We start from the raw sequence: 20,756 nt of genomic DNA on the forward strand, positions 1-20,756 counted from the left end.
GATCTATTGAAGTACATCTTAAAACTTCACTCCTAACCCCTCTCCTTACCAAGGCGTGTATACACAAGTCGAATTACCCCCCTTAGAAAAGGGGGAGAAGAATCGAATCTTGTCCCCTCCCCTTTCCAAGGGGAGGGTTAGGGTGGGGTAAAACTGACGCAAAAACCCAGATGAGTAACCTATTTCAGACTTGTGTGTAGACCGTAGCCTTACCAAGGAGAGGGGAGATAAAAGCAATATAGAGTATTGACAAATACAGTAGCTCTAAATCAGTTATGAGAAAATAATCAGGTTGTGAATGTCACTAAGTATTGGGTGCAAAATGTGGAGACGTTTGCTAACTGAATTTCACGAAGCCTATAGAAAACTTCGTGAAATCAAAAGCGCATTTACACACAAACTTATAAGGTAATTAAAATGACTTACGATTCAGAAGATGTACAAAAAATCCTTGAAATAGCACTCACTCGTAAACAAAAAGGAGAATTTTCACGAAAACAGCTTATAGAAATGGCATCTGAGTTAGGTATTTCTTCTGAACTTTTGGAAAAGACTGAAAAAAAGTGGTTAGTTCAACAAGAAGAGGAACGTTTGCGACACACATTTAATACTTTCCGACGCAGAGCTTTTTGGGGGCATTTTGTTTCCTTCCTAGCGGTAAATTTATTCCTCATTCTCTTGAATTTAATCACTAGCCCTAGTTATTTTTGGGCTATTTTTCCAGTATTAGGATGGGGGTTAGGACTATTTCTTCATTGGTGGAGTGTTTATCAGACTAAATCAGAGGATTACGAGATAGCATTTCAAAAATGGAGATCACAAATTTAGCTAAAAGTCAAGTGAGATTGCGATAATTTGTTGTGGCGATCGCTTCACGAGTCACTGTGGCAGAATTTTGCCTGCCTTTAACAAGGGGATTTTGCCCCTTGTTTTAGTTAATTCAGACTGATCCGCATAACTTATGTGGCCTTATTGGGGCTACTCCACACCTCTTTACCAAGAAGCCAAGTATATTCAGCCAGCGCTGTTGTCCAAATTTGCGCGTCCTTCTGGATAAAATTTTCCGTTAAATTCGGGGCATCCTGAAACTTGAGTACTTCTATAATCACAGGCTGTAATCTCTGTGTTTACTAATTTGCCAAAATAGAGATGTAGGCTAGAAGAACTAGGCTTTTAACATAGCTTGATTGCCTACACTCAGGAGCAAGGGTCGGCTGGTTTGAAATAACGGAGAGGAAGGGATTATGGACAATAGCAACTGGTTGCAACAGCTAATGGTGGTCGGTCTTGGCACAACGTCTTTAGTAGCGGATAAACTGCGTCAAGTCAGTGATGACTTAGTTAAAGACGGTAAGCTCAATCCTGAGCAAGCCAAGGCAGTTATAGACGATCTGGCCCAGCAGTTAAAGTCAGAGCAGGGAAACCTAGATGTCCAAATGCAACGACAAATGCGAAATATGATGCAAGATTTGGGGGTAGCTCGACAATCGGAAGTAGACGAACTGCGGGGTAGAATTGACCGTTTAGAGCGTCAATTGCGCGATTTAGAAAATAAGCTTTGGCGCTAGAACGCCCTTTCTGATTTAAACTAATTGTGTCCTATTGGTAATGTTTTTGCCAGGATACTTAAGTAAGGAGAACTGATTTTGAAACCAATTTTCCTCAGCGTGGCATTCATGCTGATGTGTGTTGTGCTTTTGGTTGTGGGGCAAGTAGGCAGTAAACAGAATACTGCCATTGCTGCTCAGTTAACCCAAACGCCGCCAGCGGCCACAACTGTAACTGAAAACAATATCTTAATTGCGAGTAAAACTATGCCTGATGCTAATGCCGTAACCACTCCCTCTGGATTAAAGTATGTTGAGTTAAAAGAGGGAACTGGGGCGACTCCTCAACCAGGACAAACGGTTGAAGTTCACTATGTCGGCACTTTAGAAGATGGTACTAAGTTTGATAGTTCCCGCGATCGCGGCCAACCCTTCAGCTTTAAAATAGGCGTAGGACAGGTAATCAAAGGTTGGGATGAAGGACTTAGCACCATGAAAGTAGGCGGTCGTCGTCAGTTAATCATCCCCCCAGAATTAGGTTATGGCGCTCGTGGTGCTGGTAAAGTAATTCCGCCTAACGCCACTCTGCTATTTGATGTGGAATTGCTGGAAGTTAAGTAGGAACTAGGGCATTGGGCATTGGGCATTGGGCATTGGGCATTGGGAATAAGTAAATAATCTAACTTTTAATCTTCTGCTCCCCAATCCCCAATCCCTAGTCTCCAATCCCTAGTCCCCAGTCCCCAGTCCCTAGTCCCCAGTCCCCAATCCCCAATTCAATAGCTAAATTTTTAAATTTTGAAACTTTGTAAACTGCGGATTAAATAAAAGTTTCGCAGTCCCTGTAGGCCCGTTGCGGTGTTTAGCTATAATTACTTCTGCAATGCCGCGATCGGGAGTATCGGGAGAGTAGTATTCGTCGCGGTACAACATTATTACTAAATCCGCGTCTTGTTCAATGGAATTGTGAACAACAATATTATTTGCAACGAAATTATGCAACCCAGGAACCGTAAGATCAAATACTTCTTCCTCGCCACTATATTCAATTGAAAGTATCTCGTCCCAATAAACATCGCTTTTGGCAAGAGTAATCAGTTTAGACGATTGAACAACATTACCAACTTTTAAACATCTTTCTCGACTTAAATTTACTTTATAAAGGGTAGAGCCACAATACGAAATTCCAATAGAGGCTTGTAATATCCGTGTGGTGAAGCCAATAGCTTGCATCGCGGGTACAACCTCTATTTTCCAAACGTCCTTCGGAATTATATCTCTATTAGGGTTGTGAATCGAGTTTTCAAGATGTTGAAAAATATGTTGGAGTAAACCTAGCTTATATTCTCCTACTGCTCCAACATGAACAATAAATAATTGCAGATCAGGCTTACCAGTGATTATTACATGATATTGGTTTCTACCTTTGCCAACTTGAGGAACTGTCCTTAGTGTTGCATTAATACCAAGCCTTAATAAAAGTGTCTGTACATCAAAAGCTAGTCTCTCGCTACTGCTTGCATAAAATGCAATAGGTCTTGGCTTTTTTCCTGCAATTAAGTTGATACAACCATCTGTACTCCAAAGGTGTCTTAGAAAGCACGCTATTAACTCTTGGGGTTGTAAGAACAATTCTTCAGGTACAAATTTTTCGTAAGACCTTAAACCAAAAACATCCAGAGAGTCTAGCCATTTGGCTATTGGATTTCTAACACTATGAGTTAGATGCTGTGCTGCGGATAAGTAAACTTGATACCAGCCACGTTCAGGTGAAATTCTAGGAACAATTGAGTCTCCAAAAACTTCTGTTGCCAAGAAAGCAACATTCTGAGCTAAATCTATTTCTCTGGTAGTGTACTGTATGGCATGACGTGGCAATGTACAACCGTCGCCAATTAAATGCCCTAATAATGCAACTTCGGCATAAGTCATGGTTTGTTTACCAGGACTGGGGAGATGTCTTGGTAAACATAGATGCTCTTTAGGAGTTAATTCATCAAGTCTCTTCCAGCCATTAATTGTTAAAAACTTGTGATTACCTGTAGCACGGATTTTTCGCCCCAATCGAGTTATTAAGGTAAACACAGGCTTAATACCTGTAGAAAAAGCATTGCTAACAATTGCCTTTTCTAGCTGCATTGTAGCTTCGTTCAACGCCCAAACTGCAAAACCAGATTTACCTGCTAATTCCCTAATTGGTACTTGCAAGCCGTTATCCGCCATTACTAGGGTGTCACCTGTCAAACAACCCGATTCTCTCAAATCTGACAACATCGGACGCTTGTTAGTACGTGCTTCCACTCCTCGACTCAACTGAGATAGGGCAATAACTGGTACAGATAATTCCCTGGCTAAACCTTTGAGTTGACGCGTAATTTTTGATAATTCTTGTACGCGATTATCGCCTGCTCCTTCCATCAATTGTAAGTAATCTATTACAATTAATCCTAATTCAGTTCCAACTTCTGCTTGCAGTCTTCTTGACTGACTACGCATTTGTGTAACTGTAATATTCGGTGTGTCATCAATATAAATTGGCATCTCCGAGAGGATACCAATAGCACGGCTTAAAGGTTCCCATTGTGTTTGACTGAGGCGGCCAGTTCGCAGATAACTACTTTCAATTTGGGCTTCGCTAGCTAATAGCCGTTGCGTCAGTTGCTCTTTGGACATTTCCAAGCTGAAAAAAGCAACTGGTAATTTATAAGAAGCGGCGATGTTATGAGCAAGGTTTAAGCAAAATGCTGTATTGTGGACACAGATATCATTAGCAACAAAATTGTGTGTTTCTGGAATTGTCAAGTCATAAACTTGCTTATTACCTACGGACTCAATGGAAACAATTTCATCCCAATATACATCGCTGGTTGCTAACTGCTGAAGTGGCAAGTTATCTAAAGCTGTAGCTACTATCCAAAGTCTTTCCCGCTTTAAAGCACGTTTACCAACATGCATATTTGTATAGCCTTGAATACCTGCACGTCTAGCTAAACTACTCCAAGTTTCATTACCTTTTGCTGCTGCTATTTGTTCCCAAATTTCTACAGGTATCAAGTCACGATTAGCTTGATATCGCTTTTTAAATATTGCATCTGCAACTTTTGCTAATGCTTCTTCTTTACCAAAAATACCTATTTCTGAGATAAAAGTTTTGATAGACAAGGCATCAGTAATATCTAATTGCCACGCTGGTCTGCGGGTGTTCTTAGACTTTATAGAACGCTTTTTAAGAGAGGCAATGATGCCAAATCTTAATAAAAGATGTTGAATTTGTCTTGCTAGTTTTTCACTAACTGTTCCATAGCCTAACTGTGATTGACCGTTAGTAAGTAGTGCAGCCCATCCATCAGTAGTAAAGAGACGGTTAAGGAATAAGGCTATTTGCGATCGCTCTAATTTAAAAACTATGTTTGGGATAGTTTTACCATGAGTATTTTTGCCCCACAAACCTAATTCTTTTAACCAAAGTGTCAACGAATTCTTCCGAGATTTGCTCATGTAGACAAATCTCTGAGATCCAAAGTCTTCTGACTCTAATTGTAAGACTTCGGATAATAGCCCAAAAGTTTGTAAATTTGGTACACACACTCCTTGCTTCCAAGCGCAAAGTAAAGTAGGGCTGACTCCAACTAATTGACTTATTTCTTTTCCTGTCAATGACTGCGATTGAATCGTGAGTTTAAAACTTTCAGCAAAAATCTGTCTGTGACTATCAACAAATTCCAAATCTCCACTTACACAAAGTGATGGTGTGCGTGTACCCTGAGAATTTTCCCAACGCACTGTTAAACCACCAAAATCTGTAACTGCTTGTGAAAAGTCGGCTTGCAGTAATGGATTACTATTTGTAAATCGGGGATTGCTGTTAGTTAATCCGCCATAGCCAATTAAATAAGCTAATAACTTGACTTCACATTCCCGGATGCTTTCTGTGCCAAATACATTTATTTTTCGCGGAACAGCAATTTTATCGCCAACTGTTAGATTTTCTAATTTTTGCCAGCCTTTAATAGTCAAATATGGATGGGTTATTGTAGTCTCAATAGACCGACCTAAGCGAGTTCTTACCCGAAAAACTGGTTTGATACCATCATCTACAAATGCACAAGGTTGAGTAAAGGTAAATTTCCAGTCTTTGTTTAATGTCAATAATGAGCCATGACGCTTATTATATAATTCTTCAATTGTGGTAATTTGTCCATCTGCCAAAACTATTTCTGAATCAAAGCTGAGGCATTTTCCCATTGATGGGCGGCCAGCTACAATAATCAAATCAGAACGCTGAAAGCCACTGGTCATGGCATCCAAATCGTAAAATCCGCAGGGAATACCAGGTAAAGCAATACCTTGATTTCGATCTTCAATATCCTGGAAATTATTAATTAGAGTATCAGAAATGTGAACTAAACCCGATTGGGGACGTTCTTGAGTCACACCAAATACTTTCTGTTCTGCTTGGTCTAAAACAGTTGGTAACTCGGTTTCTGTCTCGTAACCAAGATGGACAATTTCATTGCCAGCTTTAATTAACTGCCGCCGCAGGTATTTGTCCATTACCAACCCTGCTAAGGCATCGATGTTTACGGCTGACACTGTGCGGTCTACCAAAGTTGCTAATTTATTTCTACCACCAATGCGGGCTAGCATTTCATGGTCAGTCAGCCAACTTGTGACTGAGAGCAAATCTGTGGGTTTACCTTGGGCGTGGAGCCTCACAGCTGCTTGATAAATATCTTTGTGAGCGCTAATGTAAAAAGCTTCAGGAAGGAGGCGATCGCTAACTCGACTAATCGCTTCTGGATCTAGCAAGATACCCCCCAAAATCGCTTCTTCTGCCTCGATATTTTGTGGGGGAAGGCGATCGCTACCATCGCCCTTAAAACTCAGTTCTTCAGCCATAAACGATTTTAGTTTTGAAATTTTGCTAGTTAGGAGACGCGATTAATCGCGTCTGTACAAGAGTTAGGAGTTGTTATTTAACCCCTACTTCCCCTGCTTCCTCTGCTCCCCCTGCTGTCTTTTAGCTAGCGACGACTTGAATATCCACTTGTGCCGCTACTTCCGAATGCAGCTTGATTTCCGCTTGATAAGTACCAAGGTGGTTAATATCGGGGATGGTAATTCCACGCCGATCGATTTCTTGACCGGTGGCTGCCTTAATTGCATCTACAACATCTTGGGTGGTGATAGTACCGAAAATTGCTTCGTTTTCACCAACTGGCTTGGCAATTGTCAAGCTGCCAACTTTTTCTAAAGATTCTTTTTGCTCAAGAGCTTGTTGTCTGAGTTCTAATTGCCGTTGACGCTCTTGCTCACGACGGCGTTCTACTTGCTTGAGAATACCAGGAGTGGCATTAGTTGCCAATTTTTGGGGAATCAGATAATTACGAGCGTAGCCAGGAGCTACTTCTACTAAGTCGCCAGATTTCCCCAGCTTGCTGATATCTTGATTTAAAACTAACTGTACGCGTTTCGCCATCGTTTTTCCTGTAAAATCTGATTAATTTGGGTTTGGGTAAGATAGCTCACAATGTCACTGCTGTATTCCAAGCTTCTTTGCCTACACCCTAAAGCTTACAGATCGTAGCGAAAGGAAGGGTGCGATCGCAACTATTCCCATTAAAAAATTGAAGGAATGGGAAATTGGGAATTGGGAGCAGAGGGGAAAGAGGTAATTTTTAATTCTCTCCCCATGCCCAATGCCCAATGCCCAATTCCTAAAAGTTATTTTTCATTTCCCGTATCCGCGCAAAGGTTTGCACTCCATCGCTACTCTTAACAGTTGATTGTAATGATGGCTGATCCCAACGCAAAAAGGGATTGGTGTGCTTCTCCACTCCCAGCAGTGAGGGAATGGTAGCTTCTCCTCGACTACGGTAAGCTTTGACTTCATTGAAGCGCCTTTGTAAGTCGGCATTATCGCCGTCCACAGTTAGGGCAAATTGTAGATTGTTCAAGGTGTATTCGTGGGCACACCAGATGCGTGTATTATCAGGTAGAGAGCGTAGTTTGCTTAAAGAGTCTACCATTTGAGTTGGTGTTCCTTCAAATAGGCGACCGCAACCGCCAGAAAATAGGGTATCGCCACAAAATAAATCGCCTGTCTCACCAGCTTTTTCAGGGGGAAAGTAGTAAGCGATGTGAGCGCGGGTATGTCCAGGAACGAAGATAACTTCAGCTATGCGGTCTGCAAACTGGACGCGATCGCCTTGTTGCAAAAATACCTGCTGTCCAGGAATTCTACCCCGATCCTCCGCTCCTCCATAAACTATCAGTTGCGGGAATTGTTGAATTAATTGCTTGTTACCACCCACATGATCGTTATGGTGGTGCGTGTTGAAAATTGCTACCAACTCAGCTTTTAATTCTGCCAGTTTCTTTAATACTGGTTGAGACTCGGCTGGATCGACAACAGCCGCGATATTTTGTTTCTCGTCATGTAACAAGAATATGTAGTTGTCTGAGAGTGCTTCCAGACGGATTACCTGCATTACCTCTGCCTCTCTTATTAAGTACAACAACTGGGAAAAACCAAACTATCTTAACAAAATTAAATTAGACTAAAACCATGTTCCCTCGTGCCTCCTGCCTAATCCTGATGATAAATATTCACGCCAACCTACTTAAAATAGATGTTTGGTATTCAGTAACAAGGCTACTTGCACAAACTACATGCAGTATTTATACTTTATTCAGTCTAACTGTAATTTACGATCAATTATAATATACATAACTATATTATTCTAGTAAATACACTTAAAATAAACAAAATAAATTGCAATTTATCAGTGAATTTTCTCTGGTAATAACCGCAAATACGAAGTTATATTCATTTTGGAATTTCCTGTAATAAGCATATAAATAAATCTATTCATTCATTAGATATATTTACTTTGATTTACTAGGCTTAATTATATGTGAATAATTTTGTATTTTGAAACCTTTACCCAATATCATTAACTTTAATTTTTCTAGGCTTTATGTATGTTAGTCATTTCTGCAAAATCTGGACAATTAGGGAACAGATTATTTTTATTTGCTAATTTTATAGCATTTGCAATTGAAAATAATTTCACGGTTTTAAACCCAGCTTTTGAAGAGTATGCTGATTTTTTTATATCAACATCTAAAGACTTTTTGTCTTGCTATCCTCCTCCATTAGTTTCAATTCCAGGAAACAAATTACTACGCAGATATTACTGTAATGCTAATCATTTTTTAGCTAAAAGTGGCCGCTTTAACACAATTAATATTAAGCGCAATCAACCCTTTAACTGGAGTAACTCAATTATTACAAAAGAGTTGAAATCAGGCTCTATCAACTTTTTTCAAGGATGGATGTTTCGTGATGGATGGTTTGTAGATGATCTCTCAAATCTCCAAAAACATGGAGAAAAAATTCGTGCTTATTTTCAACCTTTAAAAAAGTATCAGGTTAATGTAAAAAATCTCATATCCCAGATACGTAGGCAGACTGATGTGCTCGTTGGAGTCCATATCCGTCATGGGGATTACCAAGAACATCAAAACGGCAAATATTTTTATTTATTTGAAGACTATTTAAAGGTTATGGAATCAGCTAAAGCACTATTTCCTAACAAAAAAGTGACATTTTTGATTTGCTCAAATCAGAAGCAAAAGGAAGATAATTTACAACATTTATCTTATGTTTATGGCAATAATCATATAATTGAGGATATGTATTCTTTAGCAGAATGTGATTATATTATTGGCCCACCTAGTAGTTATAATATGTGGGCATCATTTTATGGTAAGCGACCTCTCTATATGATTAGGGATGTAAATAAAACCTTAAAAATCGAAGATTTTGTTCACTTTTACCAATGGCAAGGAGTTTTTTACTCTAACGATGACTGGAGTAAAAGTTTTTGGGAATGGACACATTAAATTAACTCGAAATACTAGGATTAAAAGTAATAATTATTTAACTTATTTTATTTATGAAGAAAGAAAGCAGAGGTTTTATTACAATTTTAACTGGACTTTACTCTTTTCAAGATTGTATTCATTTTTTAGCGGCAGTTAGAAAGTTTCATCAAGAGCCGATCGTTATTTTAATTGACCAGGTTCCGGTATTTCTCTATCCATTATTAAAGGCTTTTAAAAATGTAATTTTAAAGCCAGCACCTGCGAATAAAAATACTGTCTTAGCATCAAGGGAAGCAAAGCTGGCTCTATATGCAGCCTCTGAGTTTGATAAAACAATTTATCTAGATTCAGATATTTGTTTACTTACAGATATCAATGATGTATTTGAATATTTAGATGAATATGACTTTTTATTAACTGAAGATGTCCAACCTTCTATAGTAAAAGCCACAAACTTATTACGTGGTAAACAAGAAGACCTTTTACCAAATGTTTTGCCAATTCTGCAATCGGTAGGTTTACCATTACAAGCAGATAGCGTGCAATATAATGGCGGTTTTATGGCTTTTCGGAAAACAGAAGTAACCAAGGTATTTTTTGAAGAATTTAAACGTTATTTTGAAATTGTCAAAAATAATCAAGATAAATTACTCCTAAAAGATCAAGGTGCTTTTGCTTCTGCGATCGCCTCTGTACGTCCTCATAAGAAAATACTGCCACCCACCTATAATTATCTCAGCAAGTGGCAAGATGATTATAATATTCAGGATCAAATTAAAGTTCTTCACTGTACCTATCCTTGTCGACCTCAATATGCTAAAAATATTACTCGTTCTTTATATACAAGGGTTTTTGACAGATGTGCTAAAGTATTTTTGCCGAATCAAGTTACAAATCCTTGGCGGACTAAATGATTTATAAATAGGGAAATAGGTGATAATGAAAGAAAAATTAAAGATATCTCTGCTGGTCTGGAATTTATCAACTAACGATGGCTTTATCCGCGCATATTTATTAAAAAAAGCCCTCTTAAAGTTAGACTATGAAGTGCAAATCATCGGATTTTTATTTGGCAAAGAATTATATAAAGCGATTTCTGTTGAAGATCGAGTATATTCTGTCACTGGATCAACTTATCCAGAATTTTTTAAATCTATTAGTAAAATTCTCAAAATTATTGATGGAGATATTATTTATGCAATAAAGCCTCAGCCAGCAAGTTTTGGAGTTGCACTTTTAAAAAAGCTTTATAGCAAAATACCAGTTATTTTAGATATAGATGACTGGGAACTTAGCTGGTATGGTGGCGACAAATGGCATTATCGTCCTACACTCAAACAGCTAGCTAGAGATTTACTTAAAAAAGATGGAGTTTTGAGATCCCCTAACCATCCTTTGTATTTGAAATGGATGGAAGGTTTGGTGAGTCAAGCTAATGCAGTAACGGTACATACTAGCTTTTTGCAGGAGCGTTTTGGTGGTCAGTTTGTTCCTAACGGCAAGGATACCTCATTATTTGATCCTGCTCGATACGATTCTGAAGAAAGCAGAAGTCGTTATGGTTTATCTGAATATCGTATTTTAATGTTTCCTGGTGCGCCAAGACCTTATAAAGGTTTAGAAGATGTTCTCATAGCGCTCGATAAAATTAATCAGCCAGACTTAAAACTAGTAATTGTAGGTGGCAGTCCTTATGATGATTACGATCGGCAACTTCAACAACAGTGGGGACGCTGGATTATCAAATTACCAAATTATCCAGCTGATGTTATGCCTGATTTGGTAGCAGCGGCTCACATTGTAGTTGTTCCCCAACGAGATACCCCAGAAACTCGCGCTCAATTCCCCCTGAAGTTGACAGATGGAATGGCAATGGCTAAACCTGTATTATCAACGCGCGTTGGAGATATTCCCAAAATTTTAGGTGAGACTGGTTATCTAGTTGAGCCTGCTTGTCCTGAACAGATTGCTGAACAAATTCAACTGATTTTTCAGAATTTAGAATCAGCAAACCAGCAAGGTGTCAAAGCAAGAGAAAGATGTGTGGAACACTATAGCATTGAAGCTATGGCTTCTGTACTGAAGTCGGTAATTGCTCGGTTGTAAATATTAATAGGAGATAGTGCATTTAAAAAGAGAGATTCATTCCCTCTTTGTGCAAAATCATCTATAGTATTCCATTTGGAAAAGTCTCTAGAAGCTGATGTTGTAGATATAGGTATAGCAGTGTTTTAACGGAGTAGAGATATGAAGGTTATTTAGTTTGATTTATTTGATCATTAGCTATGTTAGCAATTAATTTGTGAACAATATTAATAATAAGTAAAAGTGGCATAAAAATACAAAATGTCTACCAGAAAACTACTAGTAAGATTCGCTAAACCCTATCCAGGTTTGATTTCACTGACAATATTGTTAGGATTTTCTGGAGCTTTATTTAATGGGATTAGCACAGCTTTAATTGTGCCAGTGATTTTAAAAATTGTGGGGCAAGAAGTCGATTTAAGTACTGCGCCTCCCATCCTGAAAACGATGATCTCTCCCTTTGATAATACTCCAGAAGCCTACCGTATAGGAGTAATGTCCGGGGCGATTATATTAACAATTTTTTTAAAGAATCTAGCGACTTATGCCAGCGCCTTAGCATCGAGTTCTTTAACCCGAAAGCTGACATCAGATATGCGCGAAACTGGGTTAAACCTTTTACTAGAAATTGATATAGATTATTATGCAAAGACAAAGGTTGGTGATTTAATCAACCTTCTTGGCGGAGAAATTGGCCGGGCTGCAAGTGCTATAGGTAGTACGGTTAAAATAGTTATTTTAGGAATCACAATTTTAGTTTTTGTCGGTTTATTGCTGTCAATATCTTGGCATTTAACAATTGCTGCTACACTTTTGCTGTCGTTGGTGACGTTGATAAATCAGTATGCCATTTCCCGGTCTAGAAATTTTGGGAAGCAGCTGAGTGAGATGTCTAGAGCATATTCAATCTCTGTGCTGGAGACTTTGAATGGAATCAGACTGGTAAAGGCGACGGGAAATGAACAAAAAGAATATCAACGGATTAAAAAATTAATTCGCGATCGCGAGTTAGCAGATTTCCAATCTCAGGTTAATTCAGAAGCAATCACTCCTCTAAGTGAGGTGATGGGTATTACAGCTTTATTGCTGATTGTACTTTTGAGCAAAACCTTCTTTTCTCAACAAATTTCTTCTCTTTCTACTGTACTTCTGACATATTTATTAGTGTTGCTGCGAGTGCTGCCATTAATTTCTCAGTTAAATACTATTCGCAGCACCTTTGCTAGTACCGCCGCCAGTGTGGATGTGACGAATGAGTTCTTGAGCCTGCAAGATAAGCCTTTCATGGCCAAGGGTAAGCTTCCCTACACAAAATTAAAAGAGGGAGTATCTTTTAACTCTCTTTGCTTTGCCTACCCTGGACATGAAAAGTTAGTACTCAAAGATGTGAATTTATATTTACCACATGGTACAACCTTAGCGTTGGTAGGTGGTTCTGGTGCTGGTAAATCTACTTTAGCAGACCTCTTACCCCGATTCTACGACCCGATCGCTGGCAGTATTACCATTGACGGTACTGATTTGCGAGAGTTCGATCTTGTATCCCTACGGAAGCGAATGGGGATTGTCAGTCAAGATACCTTTCTTTTTAATGACTCGGTGCAGAATAACATCGCTTATGGGCGAGCAGAGGCTACTGACGATGAAATTATTACAGCAGCCAAGCGGGCAAATGCTTATGAATTTATTAGCAAATTGCCTCAAGGATTTGATACCTTAATTGGCGATCGCGGCGTAATGTTATCTGGTGGACAAAGGCAAAGATTAGCGATCGCCCGCGCCCTACTGCAAAATCCCGAAATTCTGATTTTAGATGAAGCCACCAGCGCTTTAGATACCGTTTCTGAACGCTTAGTACAAAATGCACTCGACGATCTGAGTCGCGATCGCACTACCCTGGTAATTGCTCACCGCCTTTCTACAGTCCAAAAAGCCAATCAAATAGCCGTGTTAGAGCAAGGACAGGTGGTAGAAGTAGGAACCCATGAAGAACTTTTGCAAAAAGGTGCTTACTACTCACGCTTGTACTCAATGCAATTTAGCGATCGCCCTAATCAAAACTTGATTCAGACAAAAATTATTAAGGCAATGCGCTTAAACTCAAAGAAATTTGCTGAGTATCCTGAAGCTGCTCCTAAACACAATCAAAGCTTGCTCCGTATCTCTCACGAAATTCGGACACAGCTGAACTCAATGATTGGGCTAATGCGCTTATTACTTGATGATCTGGTAGACGATTCTCAAGAACAGCACAAATTAATTGAAGACTCTTACAAATCAGCTTGGAGAATTCTCAACACTATTGATATTTTTGAGGATGTGATTAACTTACAAATAAAGGGGCAGATTCTCTCCATCTCTGACCAAAATCAAAATGTAATCAGCAACTATTATCAAAGCTTTAATCATCTATCTGTTGAGTTTAGAAATTCTCTTAATCTCATACTTAGCTCTCTCCGCTCTATATCAGATAATTTCATAGATACTCCCCTAGAGCCAAAGACATTAATTAGTGAAATTTATGAAGATGCTATATGTCTTTTGGATTATTTAGAAGAATTTGAAAAGAGTATTAATATCTAACAATTATGAAAAATCATCCTTTAAAAAAACACTACATTTTTTTTATTAATGAAGAATTACCCCAGCCAGAAGCTCACCTAGTGCAGTCTACAAATGCAGCTAATGCCGCCGCTAACTTGGGATATTCAACAGTTTTGATATACCCTGAAAAAGGAGCAAAAGCTAGTAATCCAGTTAATTTAGTGCGTCCTTTTCAACCGAGAAAAACACCAATAGAACTTATTAAGTATTACAACCTCCATGACAAATTAAAAGTTGCTCCATTACCGATGCCTTGGCCGATTGACCATTTTCCGAGCAAATTTACTGACTCTAACACTATTGCGAGCAAGTATTATTTACCATTTCATATACTTCCAACGACTAAACTTGTTCACAGTCGCAACTGGAATTTTGTCAAAGCTGCCATCAAAAATGGCATTCCAGCAATTTATGAACACCACCATCATGAAGACAAGCCATTTGAGCCAGAAATTGTTAAAAATCCGCTTTTCCAGATTGCTGTCACAGTTGTAGACACCATCCGCGAAAGTATGATTAAAAATGGTATGCCACCAGAAAAAGTAATTAAGTTGCACAATGGTTTTAATAGCTTATTTATGCAAAAACAACCAGAAAGAGCAGCAGAATGGCGTAAAAAACTATTGCAATATGAAAGCCAGCATCTGGTAGTTTATGCAGGAGCGTTACAGCAATTTAAAGGTATTGATGTACTAATTGATGTAGCTAAGGAAATGCCTAATGTACAATTTGCCTGTGCAGGTGGTAAGCCAGAAGAAATCGAATATTATCAGCAATTAGTAAAAGAAAAACAGGTTCATAATATTAAATTTTTGGGCTATGTCTTGCATAATGAGTTAGCATCTTTGCTACAAGCAGCTGATGTTTTAGCTCACCCTCATTGTTCGGGAAAAGCGGCAACTTTCACATCTCCCTTAAAGCTATTTGACTACTTTGCCTCTGGGACTCCCATTATCTCAACGGAAATTCCTTCATTAGTTGAGTTTCAAGATACAAAAGCGATCGCTGCTTGGTGTGAGCCAGATAATCCGAGCAAATTTGCCGAAAGTCTGAAGCAAGTTTTAGAAACTCATCCTAGAAAAATAGAAGGTTATCCAGATAGTATCGAATTTGTCAAGCAGTTTTCCTGGGAAAATCGAGCCGCAAAAATCCTTAGTTATGTTGATGAATCTCTGCTTACTCAACTTATTGTCTAAGGAAAAATTGGTGAGATTAAGCAAAATAACAAATGACAAATAACAAATGACAAATAATAAAACTGTAGGAATGATTAGCAGCTATCAGGGTTTAGAAACCAGAGCCGATTGGCTTTGGCAACAAACCCCGCATCAATTTGGAAATTGGGGCAATATACAAATGCAGGCATTAGCAGCAAACCCAGATTTTCTGTTAATGTATCAATTTGATTTTCCTAAAGCAGTACCGCAACAATCTTGGTTAGATAGCTTACGTCAACGGCAGAAAAAGCCAGTAGTCAATATTGATTATTTACTGCGTGGTATCAACGAAGAACGAATTATTTATCTATTAAGAGAACCGCCTTTAGATGAAATTGTAGAAATAAATAATCACAATTATCAACAAGCTCAAAAGTATTGTGGCTACATTTCTGGGCCTGATGATTTTGCTCCCACTCCCGACTATATGCCTGCTATTTGGTATCATTCCAATTCATTTCAAGATTTAAATGAATTACCACCGCCCCAAAAGGTTGCGCCATGTAGTTGGATTACTTCAGGAATTAACCGCACAGTCAACCATCGCCAGCGTTTAGATTTTTTACAGTCACTACAATCTAGTGATATTAAGTTTGATTTATATGGGAGAAACTTACCAGAATCGGCGAAAAAGTCGGGAGAATTGAGTAACAAGTGGTATGGTATGGCACCATACTATTACAATTTGGCAATTGAAAACTATGCTGATAATAATTGGTATGTGAGTGAGAAACTTTGGGATAGTTTACTTGCCTGGTGTTTACCAATTTACTATGGTGGCCGGGCTGCTGATAAATTATTGCCACCGGGTAGTTTTTTGCGGTTGCCTAGTTTGGATGAAAAAGGTATTGCTTACATCCGAGAGGTTACAGCTACCCCTGATGCTTGGTATGCTGCCAAAGATGCGATCGCAGAAGCACGTCAAATCATTTTACATAAATTAAACTTGCTTAACTGGTTATCAAACTTTGTTGCTCAACACTCATAAATTATGAATGGTATTTGTACCCTTGGCAATGACTATGTTTTTGATCAACTAATTGCTTTACTAAATAGTATTGATGTGATGCTAGGTAAAGAAATTCCGGTTTGTATCTATCCTTTTGACGATCGGACACAACGAATTGCGGATGAAATTGCTAAACGCCCGAATGTATTTCTTTACGATAATCAAGAATCAATCAATCGCTGGGATAAATTCATGCTAGAGGCTAGTCCTGCTAGTATGAACAAAAATAAATACAGAATTTATGGCGGTCATCGAAGATTTTGTGCGTTTGATGGCCCATTTGATCGGTTTGTTTATTTGGATGCCGATACTCTAGTGATGAATTCATTAGATTTGGTTTTTCAAACATTAGATGAATATAACTGTGTAGTCTATGATTTCCAGTTTAAACACCCAGATAAAGTTTATAACACTAATTCAGTTAAATTACTACAAGTTTTTGATAAAAAACGCATCAAAAAAGAGGTATTTTGTTCAGGATTTTACGCTTCTAAAAAAGGTCTATTTGAACAAGATAAATTAGAAACCTTATTATCTTATTTGAGAGCAGGTGAGAAGGAAATCCTTTATCCAACAGGAGATCAACCAGTTATAAATTATATGTTTATGAGGTCTAATATTCCAGTTTATAACTTTGCACATAACTTACCAAATCATCAAATTACAGGCAACGCTGTTACTTCCGAGCATTTTGAAGAAAAAGATAAAATTCTCTATGATAAAGGCAATCGACTGACTTATCTCCATTACATTGGCATTCCTCCTAACATCAATCAAGCAGTCTGCGCTGGAGAAAATATTGAGTTTCCCTATCGAGATTTATTTCTCCACTATCGTTATCTACACGAACCAGATAAGCGTCCAGTATTTCAAAATCCTCCTAAGAATTATAATGATGCTCCCGTCGTACCAAATTTACTTACTAGAGCTTTGCGAAAATTGAAGTTAATTAACCAAGGATAATTTATGAGCAGGGGAATTTATATTGTTGCTAATGACCGTGTTATCGATAATGCGATCGCTTTACTCAATAGCATTCGTTACTACGATCCACAAGTAACTATTTATCTCATACCATTTAATGAAAATTATCACAAGGTAGCAGACCAGCTTGCTAGCTTACACAATGTACAAATTTTTCCAGATTTGGAACTTATTGATAAATTTACTAAACGCATCGGAGAAATTTTTGATAGAGATTTCCTCGCCTTACCCAATAAAATGCGTAAACTGGTGGCGTGGTTTGGGCCTTTAGATGAGTTTATTTATATTGATACAGATATTGTCGTGTTTGAAAAAATCGCTGACAATTTAGACAAACTTTCAGAAGTCGATTTCTTCTGTTGTGATTACCATCATGCCAATGACAAGCTGAGAAATATCTTTTCCCCATTTGTGAAAGAACAGCAAATTTTTTCAGATGCCCAACTTCAAGACGTTTTCAATAGCGGTTTTTGGGCTTCTAGAAAAGAAGTTATTACTGAACAACAAATGAATGAAGCTTTGCAAGAGTGTGCGGCACATCGAGAATATTTCGATTTTTCTGAAGGAGTTACAGACCAACCAATTTTAAATTATCTTGTTCTTAAACTGATTGCCAAACGTGGAAATCTCGTTAAAATTCCTGGAGGAGGGCCTGGTAGTTGGGCGGGTTCGCAAAATTTCCAACAGCAAGACTACGCCCTATATGACCGAGGACAACGACTAAAATATCTCCACTGGGCTGGTACGCGGATGAAAACTGGTAGTCCCTATTGGCAATTGTGGGAACACTATCGCTATCTCCATGAGGGCAAATTTGCCTTTATCTCTAAACTAACTCGCCGTTTATTTCCCTTTGTTGTTGCCCGCACTTAATATTAGGAGTATCCCAATGATTGATGGTATTTACATCCTAGCCAATGATGTTGTTTATGACCAACTAATTGCCTTGCTTAACAGTATAGAAGCTAATGCTGGTAGGAAAATTCCTATTTGTATACTTCCATATAATCAGCACTTAGACAAAGTAAAAGCAGAGATTGCATCTAGAGATAATATCACTTTATTTGAAGACTCTAATTCCATAGCTTACTGGGATGACTTTGCTACTCAGATATGGAAAAATTACCCTAGAGCACAAAAAACTTGGCGAGAATGGGGCTTTCCAGAACTTTATGAGTTACCTATGCACCGGAAATTTTGTGCTATCGATGGCCCCTTTGATAGATTTATTTATTTTGATGCAGATACCTTGTTAATGGGGCCTGTAGATTATGTATATGAAAAATTAGCTACATCTGATTGGGTAGTCAATGATTTTCAATATAAGTCTGACTTAAAATTTATTTTTGATAGCTCACCAGAGCAAATGCAGCGAGTTTTCAACTTAGAAAACTTGCGAGATAAAGTATTTTGTGCTGGTTGGTTTGCTGCTAAGAAAAATATTTTTTCTCCAGCGATAAGAGCCGACTTAATCGACAAATTAACATCAGGTGAAGCTGATGTTATGGCTTTTTTAGCACCTGACCAATCTTTATTTAACTACATGGTATTGAGAAGTGGTATTTCATATTATAATTTCGCTTTTCATGACTGCAAACAAGCAACTGGTAATCACTGGAGTTCTCCATTTGATGTGATAGATAATATCCTCTACGATCAAGGGCGGAGGTTGACATATCTGCACTATATGAGTATAAGTTCATCAAATTTTACTCAACTTTGCGCTGGTCAAGATGTTAATATTCCATATCGAGATGTGTTTTTGCATTATAGATATTTAAAGTCACCAGAACAAAGACCGAAAAGCTTTAAGCGTCAGAGTCCGCTAATACGTCTACAAAAGACTACTACAAGTTTTTTAAATCAAAAATTCAACAATATTAAGCTTAATTATCGTAATTTTAAGGATAGAATTACTAAATAATTAAGCAAAATTTGGCTTAAAATTCTTTGAGTTTCTAGTTGCTCTGTTGCCTAATTATCGGTAATAAAAATTAAAGTCTTTCAAAGTTATAATTCTTAACCGCAGTAAATTATATAAATACTTAATAATTTTATTGCTTTTAAGTATAATTCTCTCTCTAAGGAAGCGTTCGGGGTATTCTAGTTTTGCTTGTTGCTCAAAATATATTGCCATGTCCTCCATTTTTGACTCTCCCTTTTTGATTCTGACGAATTCAACTCTATTCTTAAAGAAAGAGATACCCTCCATTGCACTCCATCTAACAGGTAAACCAGCTTTAGCAGCTGCTAAACCTATTGCATTCCCTTCAGAGTCATACAGTCCATTCAACTCACAATAAGAGGCTATAATTTCCCACTGTTTAAGAAATTCTATTTCCTTTCCAGAGTCTTTTGTAACTGCAAATAAGTATTCATAGACAAAGTTAATATCTTCATTTTCTAGTTCTAGATTTAACTTGGAAGCAGCCTTTTTAGCGACATTAAATTCTTTTAAAAGTTTGGCATCAGGATTACCCGCTAGAACCTTAGCATACTTTTTAGGCATATTTTCACAACCCCTTGCAGTTATACCTGGTTTTGAAATCCATTGCGGATATTGTGGAACTGGTGCCAATATTCGCATATCTGCATCAATAAATATGCATGAATTAAATAGAGATAAACCCTTAGCTATTGCAAATCTTTTGTCATGGTAAAACTTAACACTTTGCTGTTTATGTTTAAAAGCTAAAACGTTAGACTGTTGGCTAAAGTCGCTAGGACAGTCAGTTAGAATGATAAAAGAGCTATTTGGTGAATATTTTTTGATATCTTTTGCTAATAACAATGCAAGATCGCGATAGTTCTTACCACATGCTAAAGTACAAAAACAAAATCTTTGTTCGCCTTGAGTCATGGCTTTTTACGCTCCTTCTAATCTGCAAATTCATAGTTGCTACCACTTTGGGTAGATATACTATTGATGAATTTTTCAGTATTTGTACGTAATTTTAACGCAATTAACCCTTATATTTATGAAATATCAGTAAAAATAAGTATTTAGGACTTACGCATTGACAGAAAAGCGAAAATAACAGGTATAGTTTTCAAGGCTTTTTGCTAGGTTTTTCAATCATATTTTGGCGATGCCTGCGGCGAGCTGCGCCTACGCCAGCAATCAGAAGCGCCCTTCAAAAGCCTAAAACGACCTATTTACGTTAATACACAAGACGCTTCTTTTGTACTACAGTTTATGTCTCTGGCTTACCTCACCCTCAATCCCTCTCCTTATAAAGGAGAGGGAAGCTAGAGCAAGATAAAGCTTTACATTTTATTTAATCCACCTTCCTAAGAAGTCGGGGATCTCATACCAATTTTCTATGAAGCTGCATATAATTCGATCCCCCCTAGCCCACGCCAGTCGCTCATGGGGGAAACCCCCAAGACCACGCTGGCTCCCCTTAATAAGGGGGAAAA

At 38.0% G+C, this 20,756-nt stretch carries 17 protein-coding genes; 12 read left to right on the forward strand and 5 right to left on the reverse strand.

Annotation, left to right across the window (positions count from 1 at the left end; translation table 11 throughout):
- Positions 1–417 precede the first annotated feature (417 nt).
- Positions 418–828, forward strand: a complete 411-nt coding sequence (locus V7K38_RS08650) for a 2TM domain-containing protein (protein WP_334857028.1) — start codon at positions 418–420, stop codon at positions 826–828.
- A 131-nt stretch (positions 829–959) separates the two neighbouring features.
- Here the strand turns inward: V7K38_RS08650 and V7K38_RS08655 are convergent, their stop codons facing one another.
- Positions 960–1,109 (reverse strand): hypothetical protein, encoded by a 150-nt coding sequence (locus V7K38_RS08655; protein WP_334857029.1) that lies wholly within the window; start codon positions 1,107–1,109, stop codon positions 960–962.
- Between the two features lie 135 nt (positions 1,110–1,244).
- Between V7K38_RS08655 and V7K38_RS08660 the strand changes: the two genes are divergently transcribed.
- Positions 1,245–1,568 carry a phasin family protein gene (locus V7K38_RS08660; protein ID WP_334857030.1) on the forward strand — a complete coding sequence of 108 codons (324 nt, stop codon included), beginning with the start codon at positions 1,245–1,247 and terminating at the stop codon, positions 1,566–1,568.
- A gap of 78 nt (positions 1,569–1,646) precedes the next feature.
- Positions 1,647–2,168: an FKBP-type peptidyl-prolyl cis-trans isomerase gene (locus V7K38_RS08665; protein WP_334857032.1), complete on the forward strand. Its 522-nt coding sequence runs from the start codon at positions 1,647–1,649 to the stop codon at positions 2,166–2,168.
- A gap of 162 nt (positions 2,169–2,330) precedes the next feature.
- On the opposite strand, the gene V7K38_RS08670 is transcribed toward V7K38_RS08665, so the two are convergent.
- The 3 genes from V7K38_RS08670 to gloB all read right to left on the reverse strand — a co-directional run bounded on the left by V7K38_RS08670 (position 2,331) and on the right by gloB (position 8,038).
- Positions 2,331–6,446 carry a replicative DNA helicase gene (locus V7K38_RS08670; RefSeq protein WP_334857034.1) on the reverse strand — a complete coding sequence of 1,372 codons (4,116 nt, stop codon included), beginning with the start codon at positions 6,444–6,446 and terminating at the stop codon, positions 2,331–2,333.
- Between the two features lie 121 nt (positions 6,447–6,567).
- Positions 6,568–7,026, reverse strand: coding sequence for a 50S ribosomal protein L9 (gene rplI, locus V7K38_RS08675; RefSeq protein ID WP_094352304.1), 459 nt, complete (start codon positions 7,024–7,026; stop codon positions 6,568–6,570).
- A 238-nt stretch (positions 7,027–7,264) separates the two neighbouring features.
- Entirely contained in the window at positions 7,265–8,038 is a 774-nt protein-coding gene (gloB, locus tag V7K38_RS08680) for a hydroxyacylglutathione hydrolase (RefSeq protein WP_334857036.1), read from the reverse strand.
- A 493-nt stretch (positions 8,039–8,531) separates the two neighbouring features.
- Here gloB and V7K38_RS08685 point away from each other — a divergent pair, with 493 nt between their 5' ends.
- The 9 genes from V7K38_RS08685 (at position 8,532) to V7K38_RS08725 (ending at position 19,260) form a co-directional block, all read left to right on the forward strand.
- Positions 8,532–9,455, forward strand: a complete 924-nt coding sequence (locus V7K38_RS08685; RefSeq protein WP_334857039.1) for an alpha-1,2-fucosyltransferase — start codon at positions 8,532–8,534, stop codon at positions 9,453–9,455.
- 53 nt (positions 9,456–9,508) lie between these two features.
- Positions 9,509–10,351, forward strand: a complete 843-nt coding sequence (locus V7K38_RS08690; protein ID WP_334857041.1) for a putative nucleotide-diphospho-sugar transferase — start codon at positions 9,509–9,511, stop codon at positions 10,349–10,351.
- Positions 10,352–10,376: 25 nt separating this feature from the next.
- On the forward strand, positions 10,377–11,543 hold the full coding sequence (locus tag V7K38_RS08695) for a glycosyltransferase family 4 protein (protein ID WP_334857043.1): 1,167 nt from the start codon (positions 10,377–10,379) through the stop codon (positions 11,541–11,543).
- A gap of 240 nt (positions 11,544–11,783) precedes the next feature.
- Positions 11,784–14,105: an ABC transporter ATP-binding protein gene (locus tag V7K38_RS08700; RefSeq protein WP_334857045.1), complete on the forward strand. Its 2,322-nt coding sequence runs from the start codon at positions 11,784–11,786 to the stop codon at positions 14,103–14,105.
- A gap of 5 nt (positions 14,106–14,110) precedes the next feature.
- Positions 14,111–15,322: a glycosyltransferase family 4 protein gene (locus tag V7K38_RS08705; protein ID WP_334857046.1), complete on the forward strand. Its 1,212-nt coding sequence runs from the start codon at positions 14,111–14,113 to the stop codon at positions 15,320–15,322.
- Positions 15,323–15,368: 46 nt separating this feature from the next.
- Positions 15,369–16,331 carry a glycosyltransferase family 10 domain-containing protein gene (locus tag V7K38_RS08710; protein WP_334857048.1) on the forward strand — a complete coding sequence of 321 codons (963 nt, stop codon included), beginning with the start codon at positions 15,369–15,371 and terminating at the stop codon, positions 16,329–16,331.
- A 3-nt stretch (positions 16,332–16,334) separates the two neighbouring features.
- Complete coding sequence (locus tag V7K38_RS08715; protein ID WP_334857051.1) at positions 16,335–17,315, forward strand: Npun_R2821/Npun_R2822 family protein; 981 nt, start codon at positions 16,335–16,337, stop codon at positions 17,313–17,315.
- Between the two features lie 3 nt (positions 17,316–17,318).
- Positions 17,319–18,209: an Npun_R2821/Npun_R2822 family protein gene (locus V7K38_RS08720; RefSeq protein ID WP_334857053.1), complete on the forward strand. Its 891-nt coding sequence runs from the start codon at positions 17,319–17,321 to the stop codon at positions 18,207–18,209.
- Between the two features lie 16 nt (positions 18,210–18,225).
- Positions 18,226–19,260 carry an Npun_R2821/Npun_R2822 family protein gene (locus tag V7K38_RS08725; protein WP_334857055.1) on the forward strand — a complete coding sequence of 345 codons (1,035 nt, stop codon included), beginning with the start codon at positions 18,226–18,228 and terminating at the stop codon, positions 19,258–19,260.
- 54 nt (positions 19,261–19,314) lie between these two features.
- Here V7K38_RS08725 and V7K38_RS08730 read toward each other — a convergent pair whose 3' ends face one another.
- Complete coding sequence (locus tag V7K38_RS08730; RefSeq protein ID WP_334857057.1) at positions 19,315–20,196, reverse strand: hypothetical protein; 882 nt, start codon at positions 20,194–20,196, stop codon at positions 19,315–19,317.
- Positions 20,197–20,756: the final 560 nt, after the last annotated feature.

Origin of the sequence: Nostoc sp. (assembly GCF_036917465.1) — a bacterium.
GTDB lineage: Bacteria > Cyanobacteriota > Cyanobacteriia > Cyanobacteriales > Nostocaceae > Nostoc.

What these genes read in the sequence shown, in the direction of transcription:
- V7K38_RS08650 (WP_334857028.1), top strand. Translation starts at nt 418, where the DNA reads ATGACTTACGATTCAGAAGATGTACAAAAAATCCTTGAAATAGCACTC.
- V7K38_RS08660 (WP_334857030.1), top strand. Translation starts at nt 1,245, where the DNA reads ATGGACAATAGCAACTGGTTGCAACAGCTAATGGTGGTCGGTCTTGGC.
- V7K38_RS08670 (WP_334857034.1), bottom strand. Translation starts at nt 6,446, where the DNA reads ATGGCTGAAGAACTGAGTTTTAAGGGCGATGGTAGCGATCGCCTTCCC.
- rplI (WP_094352304.1), bottom strand. Translation starts at nt 7,026, where the DNA reads ATGGCGAAACGCGTACAGTTAGTTTTAAATCAAGATATCAGCAAGCTG.
- gloB (WP_334857036.1), bottom strand. Translation starts at nt 8,038, where the DNA reads ATGCAGGTAATCCGTCTGGAAGCACTCTCAGACAACTACATATTCTTG.
- V7K38_RS08685 (WP_334857039.1), top strand. Translation starts at nt 8,532, where the DNA reads ATGTTAGTCATTTCTGCAAAATCTGGACAATTAGGGAACAGATTATTT.
- V7K38_RS08690 (WP_334857041.1), top strand. Translation starts at nt 9,509, where the DNA reads ATGAAGAAAGAAAGCAGAGGTTTTATTACAATTTTAACTGGACTTTAC.
- V7K38_RS08695 (WP_334857043.1), top strand. Translation starts at nt 10,377, where the DNA reads ATGAAAGAAAAATTAAAGATATCTCTGCTGGTCTGGAATTTATCAACT.
- V7K38_RS08700 (WP_334857045.1), top strand. Translation starts at nt 11,784, where the DNA reads ATGTCTACCAGAAAACTACTAGTAAGATTCGCTAAACCCTATCCAGGT.
- V7K38_RS08705 (WP_334857046.1), top strand. Translation starts at nt 14,111, where the DNA reads ATGAAAAATCATCCTTTAAAAAAACACTACATTTTTTTTATTAATGAA.
- V7K38_RS08710 (WP_334857048.1), top strand. Translation starts at nt 15,369, where the DNA reads ATGACAAATAATAAAACTGTAGGAATGATTAGCAGCTATCAGGGTTTA.
- V7K38_RS08715 (WP_334857051.1), top strand. Translation starts at nt 16,335, where the DNA reads ATGAATGGTATTTGTACCCTTGGCAATGACTATGTTTTTGATCAACTA.
- V7K38_RS08720 (WP_334857053.1), top strand. Translation starts at nt 17,319, where the DNA reads ATGAGCAGGGGAATTTATATTGTTGCTAATGACCGTGTTATCGATAAT.
- V7K38_RS08725 (WP_334857055.1), top strand. Translation starts at nt 18,226, where the DNA reads ATGATTGATGGTATTTACATCCTAGCCAATGATGTTGTTTATGACCAA.
- V7K38_RS08730 (WP_334857057.1), bottom strand. Translation starts at nt 20,196, where the DNA reads ATGACTCAAGGCGAACAAAGATTTTGTTTTTGTACTTTAGCATGTGGT.